Origin of the sequence: Pseudomonas sp. Y5-11, from assembly GCF_022368695.1 — a bacterium.
Lineage (GTDB): Bacteria > Pseudomonadota > Gammaproteobacteria > Pseudomonadales > Pseudomonadaceae > Aquipseudomonas > Aquipseudomonas parakoreensis.
Genome location: NZ_CP058974.1, coordinates 1,055,973 through 1,058,080 on the forward strand (window position 1 = coordinate 1,055,973; position 2,108 = coordinate 1,058,080).

Sequence of the window (2,108 nt, forward strand, 5' to 3'; positions counted from 1 at the left end):
GGGTTTTGTCCGCCACCAGATTTTCGTAGTTGCCGCCGGTCACACCGGTGATCGAGTTGCTCAACGGCTCATGACCGTTAAGCGCATCGTTCGGCGCGGTGGTGGTCACGGTGCCGGTGGTTTTACCCACTTCGATGGTGATCGTCTGATCGTTGGCCAGGGTTACAACAACCGGTGAGCCGGTGACCGGTGCACCGACTGTGGCGGTGTAAGTGACGGTGCCACCTTCAGCCACCGAAGTATCGGCGCTGAGCTTCACGGTCGAAGTATCGATGGTGTCGGTGACTTCGGTCACGGCCGGGACGGTGCTCGGTACCAGATTTTCGAAGTTGCCGCCGGACGCATCCTTGATCGTGACTTCGACTTTGCCGGCGTCCTTGTAGACGTCATCGGCTGGCGCCGGAACGGTCACGGTGCCGGTCGTTTTACCCGCTTCGATGGTGATCACCGCGCCGTTCGACAGGGTCACGGTGACCGGCGTACCGGCCGGGTTGGTCAGCGTCGCGGTGTAGACGATCGAGCCACCTTCCGCCACGGTGCCAGTGGCACTCAGCGACAGATTGGTGGTGTCGACAGTGTCGGTAACGGTGGTCGAAACCGGGGTTTTGTCCGCCACCAGATTTTCGTAGTTGCCGCCGGTCACACCGGTGATCGAGTTGCTCAACGGCTCATGACCGTTAAGCGCATCGTTCGGCGCGGTGGTGGTCACGGTGCCGGTGGTTTTACCCACTTCGATGGTGATCGNGTGTCGGTAACGGTGGTCGAAACCGGGGTTTTGTCCGCCACCAGATTTTCGTAGTTGCCGCCGGTCACACCGGTGATCGAGTTGCTCAACGGCTCATGACCGTTAAGCGCATCGTTCGGCGCGGTGGTGGTCACGGTGCCGGTGGTTTTACCCACTTCGATGGTGATCGTCTGACCGTTGGCCAGGGTTACAACAACCGGTGAGCCGGTGACCGGCGCACCGACGGTGGCGGTGTAAGTGACGGTGCCACCTTCAGCCACCGAAGTATCGGCGCTGAGCTTCACGGTAGAGGTATCGATGGTGTCGGTGACTTCGGTCACGGCCGGGACGGTGCTCGGTACCAGATTTTCGAAGTTGCCGCCGGACGCATCCTTGATCGTGACTTCGACCTTGCCGGCGTCTTTGTAGACGTCATCAGCCGGGGCTGGAACAGTCACGGTGCCAGTGGTTTTGCCGGCCTCGATGGTGATGACCGAGCCGTTGNATCGGCGCTGAGCTTCACGGTCGAAGTATCGATGGTGTCGGTGACTTCGGTCACGGCCGGGACGGTGCTCGGTACCAGATTTTCGAAGTTGCCGCCGGACGCATCCTTGATCGTGACTTCGACCTTGCCGGCGTCTTTGTAGACGTCATCAGCCGGGGCTGGAACAGTCACGGTGCCAGTGGTTTTGCCGGCCTCGATGGTGATGACCGAGCCGTTGCTCAAGGTCACGGTCACCGGGGTGCCCGCCGGGTTGGTCAGGGTCGCGGTGTAGATGATCGAGCCGCCTTCAGCGACGGTGCCGGTCGCGCTGAGCGACAGGTTGGTGGTGTCGACGGTGTCGGTAACGGTGGTGCTGACTGGAGTCTTGTCGGCAACCAGGTTTTCGTAGTTGCCGCCGGTGACGCCGGTGATCGAGTTAGTCAGCGGTTCGTGACCGTTCAACGCATCGTTCGGCGCGGTGGTGGTCACGGTGCCGGTGGTTTTACCCACTTCGATGGTGATGGTCTGGCCGTTCGCCAGAGTCACGACAACCGGCGAACCGGTCACGGGGGCGCCAACGGTGGCGGTGTAAGTGACGGTGCCGCCCTCGGCCACCGAGTTATCGGCGGTCAGTTTGACGGTCGAAGTATCGATGGTGTCGGTCACTTCGGTGACTGCCGGCACGGTGCTCGGAACGAGGTTCTCGAAATTGCCACCGCTGGTTCCGGTAATGCTGACCTCCACTTTGCCGGCGTCTTTATAGACGTCATCGGCAGGCGCCGGAACGGTCACGGTACCGGTGGTTTTGCCGGCTTCGATGGTAATGACAGAGCCGTTGCTCAACGTCACGGTCACCGGGGTGCCGGCCGGATTGGTCAACGTTGCGGTGTAAACGATCGA

The 2,108-nt window shown here is 61.3% G+C and carries 4 protein-coding genes (1 of these 4 only partly in view); all 4 read right to left on the reverse strand.

The annotated features are described in order from the left end of the window. Positions 1-730: immunoglobulin-like domain-containing protein (locus HXW87_RS29565; RefSeq protein ID WP_345773066.1), on the reverse strand; the 730-nt coding region annotated here is incomplete at its 3' end. Further along, the gene (locus HXW87_RS29570) at positions 706-1,182 is read right to left on the reverse strand and encodes an immunoglobulin-like domain-containing protein (protein ID WP_345773067.1); all 477 of its coding nucleotides are present in this window, start codon (positions 1,180-1,182) and stop codon (positions 706-708) included. The genes HXW87_RS29565 and HXW87_RS29570, both read right to left, overlap by 25 nt. Continuing rightward, the gene (locus tag HXW87_RS29575) at positions 1,179-2,087 is read right to left on the reverse strand and encodes an immunoglobulin-like domain-containing protein (protein WP_345773068.1); all 909 of its coding nucleotides are present in this window, start codon (positions 2,085-2,087) and stop codon (positions 1,179-1,181) included. The genes HXW87_RS29570 and HXW87_RS29575 overlap by 4 nt, the downstream gene beginning before the upstream one ends. After that, positions 2,084-2,108, reverse strand: partial view of an immunoglobulin-like domain-containing protein gene (locus tag HXW87_RS29580; protein WP_345773069.1) — the 3' portion only. Its footprint extends 341 nt past the window's final position; 25 of the gene's 366 nt are visible here — the last part of the coding sequence; its start codon lies off the right edge, out of view; the stop codon is at positions 2,084-2,086. The genes HXW87_RS29575 and HXW87_RS29580 overlap by 4 nt, the downstream gene beginning before the upstream one ends.